This is a genomic window from Brumimicrobium aurantiacum (assembly GCF_003402975.1).
GTDB lineage: Bacteria > Bacteroidota > Bacteroidia > Flavobacteriales_D > Crocinitomicaceae > Brumimicrobium > Brumimicrobium aurantiacum.
Genome location: NZ_QURB01000004.1, coordinates 37,337 through 58,955, shown reverse-complemented (window position 1 = coordinate 58,955; position 21,619 = coordinate 37,337). Strand labels below are relative to the sequence as shown.

At 34.7% G+C, this 21,619-nt stretch carries 16 protein-coding genes; 8 read left to right on the top strand and 8 right to left on the bottom strand.

Features of this window, described 5'->3' with window-relative positions; genetic code table 11:
• Positions 1-321 precede the first annotated feature (321 nt).
• The 6 genes from DXU93_RS07865 to guaB all read right to left on the bottom strand — a co-directional run bounded on the left by DXU93_RS07865 (position 322) and on the right by guaB (position 9,721).
• A complete protein-coding gene (locus tag DXU93_RS07865) occupies positions 322-2,967 on the bottom strand; it encodes a TonB-dependent receptor plug domain-containing protein (protein ID WP_116880736.1) in 2,646 nt (881 codons plus the stop codon).
• A gap of 63 nt (positions 2,968-3,030) precedes the next feature.
• Positions 3,031-3,984, bottom strand: a complete 954-nt coding sequence (locus tag DXU93_RS07860) for an AAA family ATPase (RefSeq protein WP_116880735.1) — start codon at positions 3,982-3,984, stop codon at positions 3,031-3,033.
• A 21-nt stretch (positions 3,985-4,005) separates the two neighbouring features.
• Entirely contained in the window at positions 4,006-5,379 is a 1,374-nt protein-coding gene (locus DXU93_RS07855; protein ID WP_116880734.1) for a peptidylprolyl isomerase, read from the bottom strand.
• Positions 5,345-6,202 (bottom strand): hypothetical protein, encoded by an 858-nt coding sequence (locus tag DXU93_RS07850; protein WP_123776087.1) that lies wholly within the window; start codon positions 6,200-6,202, stop codon positions 5,345-5,347. The genes DXU93_RS07855 and DXU93_RS07850 overlap by 35 nt, the downstream gene beginning before the upstream one ends.
• Positions 6,195-8,156 carry a peptidylprolyl isomerase gene (locus DXU93_RS07845; protein ID WP_165851364.1) on the bottom strand — a complete coding sequence of 654 codons (1,962 nt, stop codon included), beginning with the start codon at positions 8,154-8,156 and terminating at the stop codon, positions 6,195-6,197. The genes DXU93_RS07850 and DXU93_RS07845 overlap by 8 nt, the downstream gene beginning before the upstream one ends.
• Positions 8,157-8,248: 92 nt before the next feature.
• A complete protein-coding gene (gene guaB / locus DXU93_RS07840) occupies positions 8,249-9,721 on the bottom strand; it encodes an IMP dehydrogenase (RefSeq protein WP_116880731.1) in 1,473 nt (490 codons plus the stop codon).
• A gap of 141 nt (positions 9,722-9,862) precedes the next feature.
• On the opposite strand from guaB, the gene DXU93_RS07835 reads away from it, so the two are divergent.
• The 4 genes from DXU93_RS07835 to DXU93_RS07820 all read left to right on the top strand — a co-directional run bounded on the left by DXU93_RS07835 (position 9,863) and on the right by DXU93_RS07820 (position 14,349).
• Complete coding sequence (locus tag DXU93_RS07835) at positions 9,863-11,794, top strand: Na+/H+ antiporter NhaC family protein (protein ID WP_116880730.1); 1,932 nt, start codon at positions 9,863-9,865, stop codon at positions 11,792-11,794.
• Between the two features lie 320 nt (positions 11,795-12,114).
• The gene (locus tag DXU93_RS07830; RefSeq protein WP_116880729.1) at positions 12,115-12,318 is read left to right on the top strand and encodes a T9SS type A sorting domain-containing protein; all 204 of its coding nucleotides are present in this window, start codon (positions 12,115-12,117) and stop codon (positions 12,316-12,318) included.
• A 4-nt stretch (positions 12,319-12,322) separates the two neighbouring features.
• Positions 12,323-13,330, top strand: coding sequence for a hypothetical protein (locus DXU93_RS07825; protein ID WP_123776086.1), 1,008 nt, complete (start codon positions 12,323-12,325; stop codon positions 13,328-13,330).
• Positions 13,331-13,332: 2 nt separating this feature from the next.
• Entirely contained in the window at positions 13,333-14,349 is a 1,017-nt protein-coding gene (locus tag DXU93_RS07820; RefSeq protein WP_123776085.1) for a TolB family protein, read from the top strand.
• A gap of 22 nt (positions 14,350-14,371) precedes the next feature.
• Here DXU93_RS07820 and DXU93_RS07815 read toward each other — a convergent pair whose 3' ends face one another.
• A complete protein-coding gene (locus tag DXU93_RS07815; protein WP_116880726.1) occupies positions 14,372-14,644 on the bottom strand; it encodes a Txe/YoeB family addiction module toxin in 273 nt (90 codons plus the stop codon).
• Entirely contained in the window at positions 14,644-14,862 is a 219-nt protein-coding gene (locus tag DXU93_RS07810; protein ID WP_116880725.1) for a DUF2683 family protein, read from the bottom strand. The genes DXU93_RS07815 and DXU93_RS07810 overlap by 1 nt, the downstream gene beginning before the upstream one ends.
• A 170-nt stretch (positions 14,863-15,032) precedes the next feature.
• Between DXU93_RS07810 and DXU93_RS07805 the strand changes: the two genes are divergently transcribed.
• The 4 genes from DXU93_RS07805 (at position 15,033) to DXU93_RS07790 (ending at position 21,443) form a co-directional block, all read left to right on the top strand.
• Complete coding sequence (locus DXU93_RS07805) at positions 15,033-16,028, top strand: hypothetical protein (protein WP_123776084.1); 996 nt, start codon at positions 15,033-15,035, stop codon at positions 16,026-16,028.
• Between the two features lie 280 nt (positions 16,029-16,308).
• A complete protein-coding gene (locus DXU93_RS07800; RefSeq protein ID WP_116880723.1) occupies positions 16,309-18,312 on the top strand; it encodes an alpha-ketoacid dehydrogenase subunit alpha/beta in 2,004 nt (667 codons plus the stop codon).
• A gap of 9 nt (positions 18,313-18,321) precedes the next feature.
• A complete protein-coding gene (locus DXU93_RS07795) occupies positions 18,322-19,728 on the top strand; it encodes an MFS transporter (RefSeq protein ID WP_116880722.1) in 1,407 nt (468 codons plus the stop codon).
• A gap of 329 nt (positions 19,729-20,057) precedes the next feature.
• The gene (locus DXU93_RS07790; protein ID WP_116880898.1) at positions 20,058-21,443 is read left to right on the top strand and encodes a glycosyltransferase; all 1,386 of its coding nucleotides are present in this window, start codon (positions 20,058-20,060) and stop codon (positions 21,441-21,443) included.
• Positions 21,444-21,619: the final 176 nt, after the last annotated feature.

The following is a 21,619-nucleotide window of genomic DNA, read 5'->3' as shown; positions in this document are numbered from 1 at the left end:
TCATTACTTTATTTCAGCATCTGAAAACTGGTTTTCAAGTGAGGAAATTGTTGAATCAAAAAATAGCCGCAGAGGAACGATGCGGTGTGTTTTTTATTCGGAATTCGGATCTACAAGGATCTATAATCCTGCATCATTACTTTATTTCAGCATCTGAAAACTGGTTTTCAAGTGAGGAAATTGTTGAATCAAAAAATAGCCGCAGAGGAACGATGCGGTGTGTTTTTTATTCGGAATTAGGACCCCAAAGGATCTGTAATCCTGGGATTTTAAATCAGTTAATTTACAGGAAATGTTCTGACTTCTAGAAATTAGTTTCTATCAGAACCTAAGAATCAACTTTAGATTAAGTCTTCTCTGGGTGAGGTAATTTGGAATAGCAATATAATTTCCTTGTGTATCTTGAACCCATTGCTGTGAGAGGACGTTTTTAATTCCTAATAAATTGAAAACTTCAAAGTTTAAACGAATGTCAGTAAATGGCCTAAACATCTTTTTTCGTTGTTCTGGCTTATCTTTCTTATATAGGAAGTCGTATCCGAATCCCAAATCTACCCTAAAATAGGATTTTTGACGTAAGGTATCTTTGTATCTCTCGGGACTAGGAGGGCCATAAGGTAACCTAGTACCAAAGTTAAATCCAAGTTGTGCGGTGAACTGTTCTGCGCCAGGCATTCTGTCTTGGATTAATGTTGCAAAGGTAAACCATTGGTCAGTTGGTTTAGGTATAAAACCTGGAGATACTAGTGTACTATCAACTGGGGTGTCATTAAATGTATATCCCGGAACGATGGTTTCTCCATCAGAATTGGTGTAGGTGTAATAATCATCGTTTTCTAAATCTTCGACACTACGTAACAATCCTATTTTAAAGAAAGAGTAGGAGCCATCAATAAATTCACCGTGAAGGTTTAAGTCAAGTCCATAAGAATGTCCAATAGCGATGTTTTCCGCTAAATATCGAGTTCTAATATTGTCAATTCCGTATGGATTAACGTCCCAAAGGTATTTGTAAAATAACTCTCCAGTAAATTTGAATGGTGTATTTCTTTCCCACATTTCAAAGGAGTAGTCCATTCCCGTTACAAAATGGAAGGATTTTTGACTTTCTACATCTGTATTTACAGAGCCATCCATTCTTCTTAGTTCACGATAGAAGGGAGGTTGGTAATAAAACCCTGTACTGGCATGCAATCGAATAAAACGTTTTCTTACTTCACCTTGCTTATTGATATAGTACTTTCTTGGGAAGTAGCTCAACATAGCACGAGGTGTAACGTAAAATTCATTATTAAAGGCTGTATATCCAGTTCTTACCCCAGTATTGAATGAGAGTTTAGATCTTGATCGGTCTATGGTATCTCTATATATATAGTGTGATTTGTTTCCTAATGAATCTATAGTTTTTACTTTAATTGCGATAGGATAATTTTCGATAAATTTATCAAAAGACTGCTCATATTGGAGAAAACCACTTGTTCTAAATGTAGTAAGTGTATTGTTCGCTTTTACAACATCGTTCAGTTCAATCGTACTTTGATCTCCCTGAGGTAAACTATATCCTGCAGAATCAGTTAAACTCCATTCGCTCATCTCATCAATAAAGTCTTCATATTGTGCTGCAATTCCCCAACTGAATTTACCTTTCATGTCATAAGCAAGTCCATCCTCCGTCAAAGTCATAAATTGATGACTTCCCTCGTGTCTTAATGAGTATATTGTGGCTTGTAGGCGATTTCTTGAATGGTCTAGAAATCCTCCAACACCAATTGTGTTTATTGAATCACCAAACTCTTCTTTAGCTGGGTCTTTTTCTAACTCATTAATGAAGTATTCTCCAAGTATATCAAAGGTTTCTCTTTCATCTGTGTTAAATATTTTCGCATAAACAGCCAAATCAGTTCTTTTATTGAGGTCCCACTTTAAAGAAGTTGCTCCAGTGATTGTTTGGAAGCGAGTAACTTCTTGACCTTCAAAATAGACCTTAAAACTTAATGGTTGGTTAATTGTACCAATACTTGTCTCCTGCGTTTCTGGAGAAAATCGATAATCATTGGTAGAAAAATGACCAAGCACACTCCAAACTAAATTTTCTCGAATGTTATAGTTTGTAATGAATTGAAAATCCATAAATCTTGGATTATAAGCACCTTTTACGGGTAAAGAGTTTAAGAGGTAACTTTGATCTTGGTAACGACCTGCAACCATATAATTGAATCGCGGATTCACTTTGTCTTCTACATGTAATGAAACTCCGAGTAGAGAAGCGTCAAGAGAACCTCTAAATTCGGTTGGAGTTCTATACGTAATGTCAAGAACAGAACTCAATCGGTCTCCATAATTCGAAGTAAAGCCTCCAGCACTGAATGCGATATTGTCAACCAAATTTGGATTGATGAAACTCATTCCTTCTTGTTGTCCACTTCTTGTTAAGAAGGGACGGTAAATTTGAAATCCATTAACATATACCAGGTTTTCGTCGAAACTTCCACCTCTTACATTATAGTTATTGGTCAATTCGTTGTTGGAAGAAGCGGCTGTTGTTAGTGTTAAGTACTTTTCAACTCCACCTCCAGGAGCAGGAATACTTCCCATATCTATCACTGGAAGATCATCAATAGTACCTCCACTTCCTTTTCCTGTGACATTTACTCCAGTGAAATATTGGACATTCAGTTTAACTTTTTCAAGGTTTATTATTTGATTTTCAAGAACAACTACGTCTCTTTCTTTGATTTCATCATCAAATTGAATAATGATGGTTTGATTACCTATTGGAGCTTCCAATTCATAAAAGCCATCTAGATTGGTTTTCGTTCTAATCTTTTCATTAGATTTTAGACTGATTTTGATTTCTGGAAAACCTTTATTGGTTTTGTCTACGACTTTTCCTTTCAAGGTCCCTGTTTGGGCTATTGCTTGTAATGAAAGAATTGCAGAGAGAAGAATCAGAAAAAAGTACCTCATGAATTTACTTAGTTTAAAGCTACTAACGAACCGAAAATGTAATTGGTATATTGAATTTAAACTTTATAGTAATTCTTGAATAATCTTGTCCATTGTGTAACCTTCTGCTTCCGCTTTATAATTTCTAACCAATCGGTGACGTAGAATAGGTTTTGCTACTGCTTGAACATCTTCAATGTCTGGAGCATATTTACCTTTTAAAACCGCATGACATTTGGCTCCGATAATTAAATATTGAGAAGCTCTAGGTCCTGCCCCCCAAGAAATAAAGTCTTTGGTTAATTGTGGGGCAGAAGCATCATTAATTCTTGTTCTACCAACCAATTTTACAGCGTATTCTAGCACATTATCAGCAACAGGAATTTCACGAATCAACTCCTGGAAGCGAATAATCTCTTCTCCACTCATGATTTGTTTGATTTCTATTTTTTGATCCTGTGTAGTTGATTTAACAATTGCCATCTCTTCTTCAAAGGTAGGATAGTCCACCCAAATGTTAAACATAAAACGGTCCAATTGCGCTTCGGGTAATGGATATGTTCCTTCTTGTTCAATAGGGTTTTGTGTTGCTAAAACGAAAAATGGTTTTGGTAATTTATAAGTACTTCCTGCAGCCGTTACATGTCGTTCTTGCATGGCTTCTAATAAAGCTGATTGCGTTTTTGGAGGAGTTCTATTGATCTCATCAGCCAAAACAATGTTGTTAAACAATGGTCCTTTAACAAACTGAAAACTTCTGTTTTCTCCTAAAATTTCAGCACCAACGATGTCAGAAGGCATTAAATCTGGTGTAAATTGAATTCTGTTGAAACTCAGTCCAAGAGATTGTGCGATTGTGTTAACCAATAAGGTTTTTGCTAATCCAGGTACACCAACCAATAGACAGTGTCCACGTGAGAACATTGAAATTAGCACTTGATCAACCACTTCTTCTTGTCCAACAATTACTTGATGGATTTCCTTTTTTAGTGTCTTGTATTTTGCAACAAGTTGATCTAACTCTTTAACGTTTGACATAATCGTAAGTGTTTTTTTAGGTTATTTCCAATTGTAACGGAAGTCGCAATTCGCGAAACTTTCATCAAAACGAATGTAAACTTTTCCAACTTTACTGTTTACCCAGTCTTTTAATAACTCTTCTTTTTTACTGTTTTCTGCAGCTTTTTTAATGAAGTTATAGTCATCTTTTAAATTCGCTGTGTGTGGTTCTGTTCTGTCCTTTATTCGAACAATTCTCACCCCATCTTTTCTTGTTTTCATGTCAGTATAAAGACCAGGGTTTGAAATTTCACCAGTTTCCAAGCCATTGACCAAACCAAAAATCTGTGGATCTATTTGGTTGATATTAGCCACATCCCAATATTGGTCTCCAGTATAAGGATTTGATAAATTACCTTGATTCTGACTTGTTTCCTTATCTTCAGAATAAGCTTTTACGGCTTCGTCCCAAGTCATTTCATGCTTCTTAAGTTTTGCATAACATTCATCCATTAATGTTGCGGCATCACTCAACTCTTGACTTCCAATTTCTGGAGTTAGTAAGATATGACGAACGGTATAATCATCACCTTTACGTGAAAGAAGTTTAACTATATGGTATCCATATTGGGTTTCAACAACATCAGATATTTCACCAACTTCCAAGGCAAAAGCAGCAGCCTCGAATGGTTTTACCATCATTCCACGAGATGCATCAATTTTACCACCATCCTTGGCACTACCTTGATCTTCAGAGTGAATTGTAGCCACTGCAGAAAAAGAACGTTCTCCATTGATGAAATCTTCACGCCATCTATTTAATTTCTCAATAACTGCATTCCTACTTTCTTGTGTGATTTTTGGATAAATTACAATTTGTTGAATGGCAATTTTTTCATTTACATATGGTAAACTGTCTTCAGGAATAGATTTGTAAAATGACCTCACATCATCTGGACTAACTTCTAAATCCTGAACAATTTGACGTTCCATATCTTGTGATAAAAGTCTGTCTCTAATAATTTCTCGAAACTCTTCTTTAATTTGTGTATATGTTTTTCCGTAGAAAGACTCTAGTTTCTCGCGACTTCCAATTTGTTGTTCAAGTGTACGAAGTCTATTTTCCATTTCCGCGTTTACCTGAGCATCTGAAATTTCGATACTGTCAATTTTCGCTTGATTTAATAGCATATTTTGATAAAGCAATTCTTCTAAAATGAAGCATCTGGTTTGATCATTGACTTCTTGACCTTCAGATTTTAATTGAAGTAATTGAGCTTGGATGTCGGATAATAGAATTGGGTTGTTTCCAACTTGGCCAACAATTTTGTCAATGACTTTTTCATCAGTTGATTCGTTTGTTATAATCTGTGCATTTCCAATAAGGGAAATACTTAAACTAATAAAAATTGACAGGATACTTTTCTTTAACATTTTCTAATATTGTTTCTTTTGCTTTACTGCGTAAATTGTTCACTCTTCTTTTGAGGATATGACGCCTAATTCCAGCTCTTTCAATCTCCATCGGTGAAGATATAGATTTTGTTCTGAAATCGAGCACATTTAGGTAGTGAGTCTCTCCATTTTCTTTAAAAGTTTGATTCCCTCTGTTTTTTAATATTTCTTCTTTTTTATCAGAAGTAATTGTTAACTCTCTTACTAAATCATCAAAGTATATCCATCGAGATTCTTCAAAATAAAAGCTAGTGGCGTAAAGATTTGCAATTTTTTTTATTTCGGCTATATCTTTATCATTCTTTAACAAGTAATGGTTTTCAATAGATAAGGTAGAAGCCAAGGTGTCTGGAACTTTTAAATACAAGGCGCGAACAATGTAAGTTTCATCTTTATAATTTTCTCTATAGGTATTGTAGTACTCCTGAATTTCCTCTTCTGAAATGACTGAATCTAAATGTTGTGTGATGTAGATGTTTTCTAATTCAAAGAGGTTCAGTTGAGATAATTCTTCTTCAATTCTGATTGTATTTTTAAGGTAAACCTCCGGTTGTGAATGCTTGATTTCTAATTTAATCTGCTCTTGATCTATCCATTCTTGAATAGCCTTTTCTTTGGCTTCTTCATAGTTTAAGTCATCATCCATTAATGCTATTCTGTGAGACAGTTCGGTGTCGTAAAGAATGTTTTCTCCAACCTGGCAAATCCTAATATCATCCTCTTGATTACAGGAAAACATAAACAGAAGAAGGCTGCTCAAAAGAACAACCTTCTCAAAATGATATTTGGTTTGTTTACTCACCTATTCTGTATAATACTTCTTGGTTTACGTTAATCGTATGTTTTTCACTCAATTCTTTTAACCATTCTTTTTCTAAATGTTCTTGATATGCTTGGATTACAGAACCTCTAGCTTCTTTCAAAGATTTTGGTCCGGCTGGCATTAATTCATTAACTACAACAAAGTAATATTTATCTCCCATTTTAAAGATTTCATTCGCTCCCTCATTAAAGCTTCTGTTTTTTAAAACTTCATTGTTAGATTGAATGAATTTTCCTTTGTCTGCCTCTAGATTTAATTGAGACTCTGCATTCACTTTGTTGAGTATATCATACATTGTTAAAGAATCGATATCTTCTAGTAATTTAGCCTCCAAAAGCATTTCTTTTTTATTTGAAGAGTAAATAATTCCATCTATTCTATCCGTCCATTGGTAATCAGCTTGATTGGCTTCAAAGAATTTCTGTAAACCTACAGTATCTTTAATTGCTTTATCCCAAACCTTGTCTTTCATTATTTCATACAATAAAACACCGTCATGATACTCTTGTAATAAAGCTTTATAGGCAGGATATTTATCTTCCAAACGACTCTTTTCGTCATTCATGATTTCGGCCGCTTGCCATTGTTTGTACTTTTCATCAATGAAATTACGTACTGGTACTGGTTTTCTGATCTTACTTTTAGCGATAAAGTCTAAAAATGATTGCATTTCAAATTTTTCGCCATTGTATTTAAACATCCACTTGTTTTTATCCAATTCTGGTTTTTCCCAGTTTTTCTTAAAAACTGTACTGTCGATGTTTTCATAAAACCATGTTAGTCTTTTACTTCCTTTATCTTTAAATGAATTCTCTTCTTTAAGTTTTGCAATGAAAGCCATTTCAGATTGATTAGCTCTATCTCCACGATTTAATTTTTGTTTAATCTGTGAGGAAAGTTCTTCAAAGGATCCTAAAGGTTTATAGTCAATTCTTTTAACGATATGGAAACCATAATCTGTTTTAAAAGGTTTAGAATAATCTCCGTTTTCCTTTAGTGCGAATGCTGCATCTTCAAATTCAGTAACCATTCTTTGGTTTGTTCCAGAACCAAATGGTGGTAATTGTCCTCCTTTTGCTTTAGACCCTTGATCATCAGAGTATGATTTTGCAAGTTTTTCAAATGATTCTCCATCTTGCAGTTTTACATAGATTTCATTTATCTTTTTCTCTGCATTGGCAATATCTTCAGGTTTATCATTTGCTTGTGTCATCACCATAATGTGAGCTGCCGTGATCGTACCTCTTGCTGGACGCTTGTCGCTTACCTTGATAAGGTGGTAACCAAAACTAGATCGAACTGGCATAGAAACTTCTCCAATTTCTAGGTTGTATGCGGCAGTTTCAAAAGGATATACCATTTGAAATGCTGTAAAATAACCTAGTTCTCCTTTATTCATTTTTGCTGAAGGATCTTCAGAGCTACTTGCAGCGATAGCACCAAAATCAGCGCCTTTGTCAATTTTAGCTTTTAGTGCTAAAGCCTTATTATAAGCGATTAAAGTGTCTGAGGGTACTGCGTCTTGTGGTAGTTTTATTAAAATATGCGCTGCTTTAACCTCACTTTTCATCCTGTTGTATGCTTCTTGAAGTAATTCCTTGGTCTTACTTGAATCTACAAGATACGGGTGAGCTAATTGTTCTTTATATCCTTTTAACTCTCTTTTTAAAGATGGTATTGTGTCATACTGTAAAGCTTCAGCCTCAGCAACTTTTAATTTGAATTTTTTGTATAATTCAACATATTCGTCAAGGCTTTCCTTATCGTATTTAGGAGCTTCATTGTTTTTTAAGTAAACCTGAAGAAATTCATTTTTTGTAATTTCTTCTCCGTTTACTGTCATTACAACTTCATCTCCACCTTTTTGACTATTGGCATTAAAAGTGATTGCAAGTGTTGCAATAGAAAGTGTTAGGAACTTTTTTAAAAACATAATATAGAGCATTTAATTTTTTAAAACGTGACTAATTTAGTAATCTATTTTAAAGCCTAAACCCAAAACAAATAAAAATATTGTATTTAACTTTATTTAAAGCTGTAGTTTGGAGCTTCTCTTGTAATTGCAACATCATGAGGATGAGATTCTGTCATTCCTGCATTCGTGATTCTTACAAACTCAGCACCTTGAAGTGCGTCAATTGTAGGAGCACCACAATACCCCATTCCAGCTCTCAATCCACCAACGATTTGGTAAACAACTTCTTCTAAATGTCCTTTGTAAGGTACACGTCCTGCAATTCCTTCTGGAACTAGTTTTTTACTGTCATCTTCTGAAGCTTGGAAGTAACGGTCTTTTGATCCTTTCTCCATCGCTTCTATAGATCCCATTCCGCGGTATGCTTTGAATTTTCTTCCTTGATAAATGATTGTTGCTCCTGGAGACTCTTCAGTTCCTGCAAGCATTGAACCTACCATTACTACATCAGCACCGGCTGCAATTGCTTTTACGATATCACCTGTATAACGGATTCCTCCATCGGCAATAACTGGAATTCCTGTTCCTTGTAATGCACCTGCAACTTCGTTAATCGCTGTAATTTGTGGAACACCAACCCCAGCAATAATACGTGTTGTACAAATAGATCCTGGACCAATTCCAACTTTTACTGCGTCAGCACCTGCATCAGCTAAATGTTTTGCTGCTTCAGCTGTAGCAATATTACCAACAATAACATCAAGGTTTTCATATTTAGCTTTTACAGCTTTCAATTTTTCAACTACACCCATTGTGTGGCCATGCGCAGTGTCAATCACAATCGCATCAACTCCTGCTTTTGCTAAAGCGTCAACTCTTTCAATGGTGTCATCTGTCACACCAACAGCCGCAGCAACTCTTAATCGACCATATTGGTCTTTACAAGAGTTTGGATGTTGCTTCACCTTTATAATGTCTCTGTAAGTAATCAGTCCGATCAGTTTATTTTCCTTATCTACTACAGGTAATTTCTCAATTTTATGCTGTTGAAGAATGTCCTCAGCTGTTGTTAAATCAGTTGATTCAGTAGTGACAACCAAGTCTTCACTTGTCATTACTTCTGTAATTGGACGATTTTTTATTTTTTCAAAACGTAAATCTCTGTTCGTTACAATTCCTTTTAAGGTTTTGTTCTCATCAACTACAGGGATTCCCCCGATTTTGTTTTCTTTCATTAAGGCCAATGCATCTTTTACTAATGCATTTTCTCCAAGAACAATTGGATCGATGATCATTCCACTTTCCGATCGCTTCACTTTTCTTACTTCAAGTGCTTGCAATTCGATACTCATGTTTTTATGAATCACTCCAATACCACCAGATTGTGCCATTGCAATTGCCATACTCGATTCTGTAACCGTATCCATGGCCGCAGAAACAACAGGTGTATTCACTGCAATGTTCTTACTGATTTTACTTTTTAATACTACGTTTTTTGGTAGAACCTCTGAAAAGGCTGGGACAAGTAGGATGTCATCAAATGTTAATCCTTCTCTTACTTTGTTTATATCTCGGAATGCCATACGAACCTATTTTTACTTAAATAAATTCACGCAAAAGTACGAAAAATAAAAGGAAAATATTTTTTTTGAAGATATTTTTTACTTCATAAAATCTGTTAAAGCTTGAATATTCTTATATTCGACTTCAAATACATTAAACACATGCTTAGAAATTTCTCTGCTCTTTTGTTATTCTTTAGCCTAACTATTGGACAAGTAGGGCTTTGTCAACAAGTTGTTTTTCCAGAAGTAATACTCAAAGATATCCCAACTGATGTTCAAGTTCAGTCTGAAAAAACACTAAATTTTTTAGTTTTGAATGGAGATACAATAGAAGTGAAAAAAGCAGGAGAAGTATATGTGATGAAGGTTCAACTCTCTAACGACGATATCCATTTTGAAAATCCGAATATAAGCTTTGAAAAACCTTTGGTCATTCCGGGTTGGCTTTCTTTATTGCCTCCATTAATTGCAATTGTTTTAGCCTTGATTTTTAAAGAAGTACTCTCTTCTTTATTCATAGGGATTTTTATTGGTGCTGCCACTATTGGATATTATGGAGGTGGAATTTCTGGAATTTTTGCTGCGTTTTTTACCGTCTTGGACCACTATATTTTAAATGCTTTACTTGATACAGGACATATTTCTGTGATTTTATTTTCTGTGATCATTGGTGCAATCGTAGCTTTAATTTCGAAAAATGGAGGGATGCAAGGTGTGGTAAATCGCTTGGTGAAATTTGCAACGAATCGTAAATCAGGAATGTTAACTTCATATTTTCTTGGCTTGGCTATTTTCTTTGATGATTATGCCAATACTTTGGTGGTAGGAAATACAATGCGTCCAATAACTGATCGGTTGAAAATTTCGAGACAAAAACTGGCGTATATCGTTGACTCTACAGCTGCGCCAATTGCTGCCGTTGCCTTTATTACCACTTGGATTGGTGCCGAGCTGACGTATATTTCTGATGGAATTTCTAAAATTGAATTGCAGCAAGGCGTCGTAATTGATGAAAGCGCTTATGGGATTTTTGTGAATTCTTTGGGCTATTCTTTTTATCCAGTTTTTACCTTGTTTTTTGTGTTTTTTATGTTGTATAAACAACGTGACTTTGGTCCGATGTATAAAGCAGAAAAAAAGGCTATTGCAGAAGGAATAATGGCAGAAGCGACAACAAACAAAGAATTGGAAGAATTCGAACCAGTGAAAAACGCCAAGATGAAAGCCTATAATGCAATTGTTCCAGTTTTTATTGTGATTGCTGGAACATTTATCGGACTGTTGGTGACAGGATTATCTAGCGCTCATGCAGAATTGTTGGCCAATGGAGTTGATTTAAGCAATGGAACTTGGGCAGCAGTTGGAACAGAAGGAGGCGGTGAAGTTGGCTTTTTTAGAAAATTAGGAATTGTCATTGGAAATGCGGATTCTTATTTAGCTTTACTTTGGGCTTCTATGACTGGATTGGCCGTGGCGATAATTATGACAATTGCTCAGCGAATAATGAATTTAAAGGAAACAATGGACACCGTGGTGATGGGAATCAATACCATGATGCCAGCAGTTGTTATTTTAATTCTTGCATGGTCTTTAGCCGGAGTAACCGAAAGTTTAAGCACCGCAGAATACCTTAAAGCCTTTTTTGGATCTGACTTTTCACATGTTTGGGTAATTCCAGCATTAACTTTTGTGTTGTCGGCCTTTATTGCTTTTTCAACGGGTTCTTCATGGAGTACCATGGCGTTAATGTATCCATTGGTTATTCCACTATCTTTTGCGGTAGCTTCAGCAGATCCTAATTTCTCAGAAATGGCCATTTTGTACAATACTATAGCTTCTGTTTTAGCGGGTTCTGTGCTAGGAGACCATTGTTCACCGATATCCGACACAACAATTTTGAGTAGTTTGGCGACCTCTTGTGACCATATTGAACACGTGAGAACACAAATGCCTTATGCGTTGACAGTAGGAGCGGTTGCTTTGTTTGTTGGAGTAATTCCCGCAGCTTTTGGCGTGCCGAGTTTGGTTGTTTTTGGGGTGGGGATTTTGCTGTTGTACTTGATTGTACATTTTGTTGGGAAGAAGGTGTAGAAAACTGCTTTTAAGGATTTAATGGAACCACGAGATGAAATCTAGCTGCAGCGATGGGGAGAAGAGTAAGGATAAAATTCCGGAGTAGATATTAAACTATATTTTTCGCTGTATTGGAAAGCCGAAAACGCCGATAAACTATCATGTTTTGGTAATGAAAGTTTATCGGCGCTAAATCCGCGTTCGAAGATCCGTGTTCCCGAAAGCTTTCGGGACAGTGTTCCATCATCCAAACTACCCAAACCTATATCATAAATAAAATACCTTAAATACAGAATAATGTTAAGTTTGTTAGTGTAACAGATCCTAAAGAAACCAATATGATTACAAATACAGAAAATAAAGAATTAAATGTTGATGTGTACGATATCCATGGAAGATTGATTAAGCAGGTGTATGAGGGTAAGCCTTCCGCCAAACAAATCGAATTAAAAGTAAATACCAGTTCTTTTGCCAACGGAATCTACTTTTATCACGTACTATTAGGTAAGCATTCAGAGAATATCAAATTCATTAAAAACTAATGATATGAAAAATCAGAACTATATATTAATAACCTTTATATTTATTGCTCTATTAGCAACACAGTGTAAGAAGAAAGACGTCAATATTCCCAATACATCTTCCATTCAATATTGTCCAGATAAATATATGTTACACAGTGAGCCTTATCCAGATTCATTTGTAATAATGGATATTACCAGTTCTTGTCCGAGTTCACATGAGTTGTATTTTTTGGAAGACTATATCTATGATGAACCAGTTGTTAATCCCAACAATCCTTTTGAAATCGCATTTGTTAGAGTTGATCCAACTGTAATGGGGTATGATAGAGAATTATGTGTTTATAATTTCTGTACGAATAAACTTGACGTTTTAACAGGTGATGTGGGAAGTGGTTTAGATTGGAGTATTAAAGATTGGATCATATTTACAGGTTCTAACGGGAGTGTTAGAGTTAAATCGAATGGGGATAGTCTCAGTTCACAAGTCAATAGCGGGTTTGAAGCAAGGTGGTCTCCAAGTGGTGAGAAGTATGTGTATAGAGATCCAGATTGGATTGGAGGTACACCCATAAAAATTGCTGATGAAACAGGTGCTACAATAGGGTCTATTCCGATATATTTTTATTCATGGGATTGGCTCAACGAAAATGAAATTGTTTATTCCAAACAGGGGAATAATAAGTTAATAAAGTATGATATTTCAACTGGAGTTAGCACAGATATTGTGAGTCACCCAGGAATTGCTCCTTCTGATGGACAGATAAGTGTAGATGACCAGCAGCGAATTTATACCCAAATAGATGAAGCAATGATACGTGTAGATTTAAATGGAAATATTGAGTATTTAGATACGAATTACACTACGTTTTCATCGAGTTTTGCCCAGCATTTATATGGTTCGAAAATTTTATTCAAACGACATGTCCTAGATACTACTAATATTGGTTCATGTGAAAATTATGTGGCTACTTACATTTCCATTTTAGACGAAGCAACAGGAGAGGAGCGTAGGGTTAAAATACCGGAGTAGATATGAAAAATCAAAACTACATATTAATCGTCTTTGTATTCATTGCATTATTAGCAACACAATGCAAGAAGAAAGACATCAATATTTCCAACACATCTTCCATTCAGTATTGCCCTGATAAATACATGCTGCACAGTGAGCCTTACCCAGATTCATTTGTGAAACTAGATACGAACTTTCAACATTGTGTAAGTTCTCCAATGGTTTATGATTTAGAAGAGCATCGTTACACCTCACCAATAGTGAATCCAACAAATCCTTTCGAGTTTATTTTTATGCGTAGTAATATACTACAAGGAGGAGCTTCATATGAACTATGTGTTTATAATTTCTGTACGAATAATACCAAAGTAATTACAGAAGATTTTGCTGTGAATTCATATATTGATTGGAGTGTGAAAGATTGGATTGTTTTTAGAGGTGAAAATTCTGATATCTATAAAGTTAAGTCAAATGGAGATAGTTTAACTAATCTTACAAATACTGTTGACCTGTGTGGTGATCCTAAATGGAGTCCTTCAGGGGAGCGACTGTTATATTATGATGAAAGTAATTATGAATATTCCATTTGTAATGAAGATGGTTCAGTAATTGAATCTTTTTTTGTTTCTATGGATAGTTATGATTGGTTAGATGAAGAAAACTTAATCTATTTAAAATCGATGAATTCGAATATCTACTTGAGAAAATTTAATATTCAATCAAATACCCATCAAGACCTAACTGTTCTGAATAATATAGCAACTGCCGAACCAATTGAAGTTAATGGAAGTACCGCTTTTTTTACCACTTCTAAAGGAATGTACAAATATGAATCAAACCAAACGACATTAATAGACACGAATTATTTTACATATTATTCAATGAACCCACAACGTCTACTTGGCTCTAAAATTCTTACGAGAAGGATTATTGGGGATACAACTGGAATGAGTGAATGTGAATATTACTACGGTTCATTTCTGTCTATTTTAGATGAAGCAACAGGAGAGGAGCGTAGGGTTAAAATACCGGAGTAGATATGAAAAATCATTTCTAATTTTATTTATAGTGTCCTTTTAAAGATAAGACCGTGATGGTAATGATGTTGTCTTCAACTTTGTAAATGAGTCTATGTTCCCTATTAATTCTTCTAGACCATAAACCAGCATATTGATGTTTTAATTCTTCAGGTTTTCCAGTTCCATTAAAAGGAGAATGTTTAATTTCTTTTAATAAAGTTGCAATTTTTTTTAGCAAAACTTTATTTCCAGATTTTTTAAACTTGTTCAAATCATCGATTGCTTCTTTCGTGTAAATTAACTCGTATTTCATTAATTTATACCTAAGAATTCGTCAATATCCTCAATTTTTGAAGTTTCACCATCTTCAATTTGTTTTAGAGATTTTTCAATTTTTTCTACGAACTTCTTATTATACGCTTTTTGCTTGGTCACTTCAAACTTCAATTTTAAAGCTTTTGCAAATGCTTTCAAAGCAATGGCTTGCTCTTCGTTCTCTGGATGAATAATATATATATCTTGTGCTTTCATATTTATTAGATTCTTTAGGAAATGAACTTATTTAAAGAACTCTATTTACAAATTTAATGAATCTCAATTGAATAATGAAATCTATTATTTTCCTTTAATCAAACAGTCAAATGTAGATTAATGTTAAGTTTGTTTAATAGCTATTACCTTTTTAAAATTTATGATATTCTATGAAATATTTGATTCTACTATTTACATTCTTTTTAATTCAAATCTCTTTTTGTCAGGATTATATTCGTTATCATCAACAAAGAATGAAGGCTGAAAAGGCTATTTTAGATACTAATTATTCTGACGCTGTAGCAATTTACGATTCCTTATTTAAAGAATATGAATTTGTATTTGCAAAGCACATATATACTGCAACGCAAACTGCTATTGAAAATAATGATTTAGAAAAAGCTTTTGACTTTATTAAAAAGGGTGCTTTAGAAGGAGTAAAAATTAACGAAGTTGATAAAGATCCTATTTTGGTTAAACTTAAAAAGGATTCAAGATGGGAAGCGTTTCGACTTGAGTATGATTCTTTACGAAAAATTTACATCAGAAATGTTAATTGGGAAGCCCGAAATTGCATAAATAAAATGTATGATCTCGATCAAGAATATCGAGATAAACATGAATTGAAACCCTGGAATTTTATGTTGAAACCCTTTATTAGAATGAAATGGAATAAAGTTTTAGGGGAGATGGTGAACAAAGAATTAACTCCGTTAATTGATAGTCTTGGATTTCCGGGGGAAAGACTTGTAGGCCTAGATGAGCAATGGATGCATCACAAAAGAAGAAACGACGGACTGGAAAGTACTTTTGGTTTTTTTATTCTGATTCATTATTTCAGTAAACCAAGAGACACATCATTAAACGAAATGCTCTACGATGAAATTAAAAAGGGGAATATTTTACCTGAGCAATATGCGGCACTAATTGATTTTCAAGCAGAGTGGGGAAAAGGTAAGTTTTATAAAGGAATACATTATAACCAATGGCATACGACAGATCAAGAAAATAGCTACGCTCAGATAGATTACAACAGGTCGGAAATTGGTTTAGAAAACTTAGAAATTCTTGAGCTAAAAAGGAAACGAGGCTTTAAAATAATTAAAGAACGTAATAAAGGAAATGTACATCATCACATTAAACTATGGCATATTGGTGGATATTAGAATGAAAGTTTATCTGCGTTAAATCCGCGTTCGAAGATCCGTGTTCCCGAAAGCTTTCGGGACAGCGTTCCATCATTCAAACTACCTAAATCCACCTAAATTATAGATAATTCTTCCTTTTTTCTTCTTTGCGAACCTCAGCACCTTAGTGTCCCGACAACTGTTCGGGACTTAGCGAAATCCTTTTTTTAAAATTCCCAATATTTCCCCTTAATCAAACATCATAAATGCAGATTAATGTTAAGTTTGTTAGTCAAATTATTGAAGTCAAACAAAAACAATGGATACAATAACCCAACGACATATAGATTACGACCGTACAAAATTTTCAGATGATGAATTGGTCAGCATCTATAAACGCATCTTAAAGCCACGTTTAATCGAAGAAAAAATGCTCATTCTCCTACGTCAAGGGAAAATCTCAAAATGGTTTTCAGGATGGGGACAAGAGGCAATTAGTGTCGGAACAACTTTGGCCATGGAAAAAGATGAGGTGATCTTGCCAATGCATAGAAACTTAGGTGTTTTCACTACTCGTGATATTCCGTTGGAAAGACTTTTTGCACAATTTCAAGGGAAAATGTCTGGTTTCACCAAAGGACGTGATCGTTCTTTCCACTTTGGAACAATGGATTACAATATTGTGGGAATGATTTCTCACTTAGGTCCACAATTGGGAATTGCCGATGGAATTGCGCTTTCTTCAGTAATCAAAAATGATAAAAAAGCAACCCTCGTTTTCTCTGGAGATGGTGGAGCAAGTGAAGGTGATTTCCACGAAGCGCTAAATGTTGCAGCAGTTTGGCAATTGCCTACAATTTTTACGATTGAAAACAATCAATGGGGATTGTCAACGCCGAGTAACGAACAATTCAGATGTAAACATTTTATCGATAAAGGAATTGGTTACGGAATGGATGCTTACCAAATTGATGGGAATAACATTCTTGAAGTGATTAATTCTGTTCAACAAATCGCTGAATCGATTCGAGAACGTCCAAGACCATTTTTATTGGAATGTCTGACTTTTAGAATGCGTGGTCACGAAGAAGCTTCGGGAACGAAGTATTATCCTGAAGGAATTCAAGACGAATGGAACAAAAAAGATCCTGTTGTCAATTTTGAGTTGTTCTTAAAAGAAGAAGGTCTTTTAAACGATGAAATGATCGAAGGATTTAAGAAAGAAATTAAAACAGAAATACAAAATGGATTGGATATAGCCAGTTCAGAAGAAAATATTACACCAGATACAGCAACTGAATTAAAAGATTTATTTGCCGAACATCAACAAGAAGTTATAGCGCCTGAATCAGAAAATAAAAGTGAAAAACGATTAGTTGATGCCGTTTCTGATGGATTAAAACAATCGATGGAACGCTATCCAGAATTGGTGTTGATGGGACAAGACATTGGCGATTATGGCGGTGTTTTTAAAGTTACTGAAGGCTTCGTAGAGCAATTTGGAAAAGATAGAGTGCGTAACACTCCGCTTTGTGAGTCGGCTATTTTAGGTGCTGGACTCGGGTTGTCGATTGCCGGCATGAAAGCAATGGTGGAAATGCAATTTTCTGATTTTGTAACGGTTGGTTTTAATCAAATCGTAAATAATTTAGCGAAATTGCATTGGCGCTGGGGACAAAATGCAGATGTGGTTGTGAGAATGCCAACAGGTGCAGGAGTAGCTGCTGGACCATTTCATTCGCAAAGTACAGAAGCATGGTTTTTCCACGTTCCAGGATTAAAAATTGTATATCCAGCATTTCCAGGAGATGCCAAAGGATTATTGAACGCTGCCATTGAAGATCCAAATCCTGTATTGTTCTTCGAACACAAGTTTTTATACCGTAGTTTAAAAGAGGAAGTATATGATGATTATTATACGACAGAGATTGGGAAAGCTGCTGTTTTAAAAGAAGGAAATGATGTTACAATTGTAACTTATGGACTAGGTGTGCATTGGGCATTAGAGACTTTAGAAAATAACGAAGCTATATCAGCTGATTTAATAGATTTACGCACTTTAGCACCATTAGACATGGAAACAGTGATTGCTTCTGTTCAAAAAACAGGAAAAGTGATTGTCTTACATGAGGATGTTGAAGTAGGAGGAATAGGAGCAGAATTGGTAACACAAATCAATGAAGCATGTTTTGAATTCCTAGATGCGCCAATACGACGTGTTGCCTCTTTAAATACTCCTGTACCGTTCGATGCGGAATTAGAGAAAAATTTCTTGGCCAACAGCCGATTTGAAGACGCATTAAAAGCATTATTGAATTATTAAATCATTCAAATGGAAAAGGAAACGGTAAAACATTCATTGAAAGGAAACCAACGTGTAATTAAAGGTTGGATATTTTATGACTGGGCAAATTCAGTCTATAATTTGGTGATATCTTCCGCGATATTTCCTGTGTTTTACGCCAATATTACAGAAAGTCATTACCTCAAAAAAGTAGGGCGTGAAAAATTGTTGCCCGATGAAAATGTAATGATTGATTTTTTTGGAATTAGTTTATCCAATTCTGTTTTGTTCTCTTATGTCTTAGCCGCTTCTTTCTTATTGGTAAGTGTTTTATCTCCTTTGTTGTCAGGAATTGCAGATATCTCTGGAAATAAAAAACGTTTTATGCAGTTCTTCTGTTATCTCGGAGCGTTTTCAAGTATTTCACTTTACTGGTTTGATCCCGCGAACATCGAATGGGGAATGTTGTCCATCTTCCTGGCCAGCATAGGTTTTTGGAATAGTCTCGTTTTCTACAATGCTTTTTTACCAGAAATAGCAGAACCTAAACAACACGATAATATTTCGGCAAGAGGATTCTCAATGGGATACTTTGGAAGTATGTTACTTTTGGTCATTTGTTTGGCCATGATTATGCTCGGTGATGCAGCATATACAAAATACAGTTTTGTTTTAGTAGGATTGTGGTGGATGGGATTTGCTCAATTTACATTCCGAAGATTACCGCATAACATATATAAACGCGATGTCAATTCAGGTTATATTTTTAAAGGAGTAACGGAATTGAAAAGTGTATTTAAAGAGTTTAGACAAACCAAGCGATTACAACGTTATTTATTGTCGTTTTTCTTCTTTAATACAGGAGTACAAACGGTAATGTTGATGGCCGTTGTTTTTGCCAAAAAAGAAATTGAATGGGGAGAAGGTGGAGGAGATGCCAATTTAATTATCGCTATTCTTCTGATTCAAATTTTAGGCGCTGCAGGTGCTTATTTGATGTCTTTCATTTCAAGTAAAATCGGAAATTTAAAAACGCTAATCTTTGTAGTAATTGGTTGGATGTTGCTTTGTATTTGGGCTTATTGGATTAAATCTCCAGTAGAGTTCTATTTCCTTGCCGCTGGTATAGGTTTAGTTATGGGAGGTGTTCAAGCGCTATCTCGTTCTACCTATTCAAAATTCTTACCAACCACAGAAGACCATGCATCGTATTTTTCATTTTATGATGTTGCTGAAAAACTCGGAATTGTCCTCGGACTTTTCTTCTTCGGATTTATGGAATACATGACAGGAAATCTGCGCGCTTCTGTTTTATCTATTGTTGGATTCTTTGCGATTGGACTTGTGTTGTTAATTCTAGTTCCTAGAAAAGAAAGTGCAAAAGGAAGGAAAGCATTAAGCAAAAGAAGGTTGCAAAAGCTTAAAGAGAAAGAAGCAGAATCAAGAGTAAAATAGCTATTTGTTCTGTTCAAATTCTCTTAATACATGTTTGTTAAAACCCTTGAACTTATTCTCATATGATAGACCAATTATTTAAGAGGATCTCTACAATGAAAGTTTTATATTATTACGCTAATAATGTAGGGTTTACCTTCTATTCAATTGTATCGTGAGTCTCAAAAAAGTGTTTTTTCACGCCCATTGAATTTCGTTAACGAATGTTACAAGAGGCTAATATTTGTTATAAGCGGCGACAATGTTGATGTAAATGAATTATGTTAGTACCAGTTTTTAAAACTACTATTCTACTAAATAATAATTATTCACTTTTCAACTACAAAAACATGGTCGTAAAAAAAACATCAAAATTTAAACCCAAGACACTATTGTCTTTCTTAGACTACAGTATACTTTTTTATACTTTAGTTTTAATTTTCGGAGCAGGTTTTATTCTGTTTCAGTTTCAAGACGAATTTCAAGAGATTAGAAATCTTCAATTTAATTCAGTTTTAGGAAGTGTACTTTTCTATTTCACTGCATTTCTCTTGATTTTTAAAATTTCATTTTTAGCCTTTTTATTGGTCAATTATTTAAAATATAAACCAGTAGAAGCAGCGAAAGATGTGGATTTGCCTACGGTAACTATTATCGTTCCTGCCTACAATGAAGGAGCCTTTGTTTTTCATACTTTAAAAAGTATTGCTGAGAGTAATTTCCCAATGGAGAATATTCAATTGATTGCTATTGATGATGGAAGTAAGGATGATACTTGGGACTGGATGCTAAAAGCGAAAGATGAATTGGGTGATTTCCTATCTATTTACCAGCAACCAGAAAATAAAGGTAAACGACATGCTTTGTACAGAGGTTTTAATTTAGCTACTGGAGAAGTTATTGTTACGATTGATAGTGACTCGCTCATCTACAAAAATACTTTGCGTAATTTGGTTTCTCCATTTGTGGTGAATGAAAGATGTGGTGCAGTGGCAGGGAATGTTAAGATTCAAAACACAAATAAAGCCATCATTCCTAAAATGTTGAATGTAAGTTTTGCTTTTAGTTTTGGTTTCATTCGCGCAGCACAGGGAAATATGAAAAGCGTTTTATGTACTCCAGGTGCACTAGCCGCATATAGAAAAGATGCCGTTATGAACTGTTTGGATGAATGGATCAATCAAACTTTTATGGGTGTAAAAACTGATATTGGTGAGGATAGAGCAATGACCAATATGATTATGAAGCAAGGTTATGATACAATGTTTCAAAGTAATGCAAGTGTAGCCACGAATATTCCAGAGAACTATACTGTTTTGAGAAAAATGTTTACACGTTGGGAAAGAAGTAATGTGCGTGAAAACATAATGATGTCGAAGTTTGCATTTAAGAAATTTAGGCCTGAGAATAGACTAAGACCTAGGGTTTTATTGGTGAATCAATGGTTGACTGTTATTACAGCATATCCAGCCTTGATTTTAATGATACTCAGTTTGATATTTTATCCAATGCTTTTCTTGTGTTCAACTATTGTAAGTATCGCATTGTTCTCTATTATTCCGGCGGTTTACTATGCGGTAAAAAACAACAAAAGAAATTCATTATGGATTTTTACTTATAATTTGTTCTATTTCTTTACATTATTCTGGATTACGCCTTATGCTATTGTCACTGCAAATAGAAGAGGTTGGTTAACGAGAGAAAATGTTGATACAGAAGTTCAATTAGTCAAATAAAAAAATAGAGTATAGCGCAGTACTTAGATGTTGTAATCTATAGTACTGTGCTATTTTTTTAGCAGTGCATAGTTTTTAATCTTGATAATGGTTTGAATGATTATCTTTATCGAATATTACACACAGTGGATATTCTAAATAACACAAGAAGTTGTCTCCAAAGGGAACTTAAATAA